A 1,178-nucleotide genomic window follows, 5' to 3' on the forward strand; every position below is an offset into this window, starting at 1 on the left:
CTAGTGTGCTGTTCGCGAAATAACCTACTCTACTTGCACGATCTCAAGCGCCTCACGAGCCCGTTGGATTTTGCTCAAAATCTCCTCTCCCTTTGCGTTCCAAACGTACCGGGTCGGCTGAGCATTTCGTAGTGCCATGAACGTTGTTATCTTGCCCTCCAGATCGCGCACCGAGGCAAAACTACCGTCTCGTAGATACACCGTAATGTCTCGAAAAAACCGTTCGACCATGTTCATCCAAGAACTGGACGTCGGTGTGAAGTGCATATGGAAACGTGGGTGCTTTGCCAGCCAGGCTTTCACGGCGGCGTGCTTGTGCGTCGCATAGTTATCGACGATCAGATGAAGCTGGAGATGCTTGGGTGTCTGCTTGTTGATCTTCTTTAGGAAGGCCAACCACTCTTGATGACGGTGTTGACGTTCGATGCTGCTGATCAGTTTGCCCTGTAGATAATCCAGCGCTGCGAATAACGTAACTGTGCCGTGGCGCGTGTAATCATGGGATTTTGTCTGGATGTGACCTATGCCCAAAGGCAATCCAGGCTGCGTGCGCTCCAACGCCTGAACCTGACTTTTTTCATCGCAACACAGCACCAATGCCTTGTCCGGCGGGGCTAGGTAAAGGCCGATAACATCCCAGAATTTCTGTTCGAACTGCGGGTCGTTTGAGAGTTTGAAGGTGCGAGTCAGGTGAGGCTTCAAGTCATTGGCAGCCCACAACTTATGGACGGTAGTCGAAGAGATACCGGCAGCTCTCGCCATGCTCCGACAGCTCCAGCGTGGCTCTCCAATGCGGGGTTTCGTGACTTGCTCCAAGACGCGGCGGACAGTATCAGCAGGCAGAGGTGACTTGCGTCCACGACCTGGTTTATCAGTCAATCCGTCGAGTCGAAGCAACTGAAAACGTTGGCACCAAGTGGTGACTGTGGGGAGAGAAAAACCGGTCAGTCGTGCAATCTCTTCTCGGGTTTCACCCTGTGCTGCCAGCAGGACAATGCGTGCTCTGCGGCCTTCGCGTTGGGGAATGGTGGCGGATCGAACGCGCCGGTTCAGTTCGGCCTTTTCTTCGGGGCTAAGCGTAATGTCCAGTGCGCTCACCTGAAACTCTCCAAGGGAGGAATGACACCTGAAGTGTAGGTGAAAAATTAGAAAATTTATTTCGCGAACAGCACACTAGC

The 1,178-nt window shown here is 53.1% G+C and carries 1 protein-coding gene; it reads right to left on the reverse strand.

Features of this window, described 5'->3' with window-relative positions; all coding sequences use genetic code 11:
* Positions 1-24: 24 nt before the first annotated feature.
* Positions 25-1,098, reverse strand: a complete 1,074-nt coding sequence (locus HBO09_RS28590) for an IS630 family transposase (protein ID WP_169999561.1) — start codon at positions 1,096-1,098, stop codon at positions 25-27.
* Between the last annotated feature and the right edge of the window lie 80 nt (positions 1,099-1,178).

This window comes from Pseudomonas sp. WS 5027 (genome assembly GCF_012985695.1).
Lineage (GTDB): Bacteria > Pseudomonadota > Gammaproteobacteria > Pseudomonadales > Pseudomonadaceae > Aquipseudomonas > Aquipseudomonas hygromyciniae.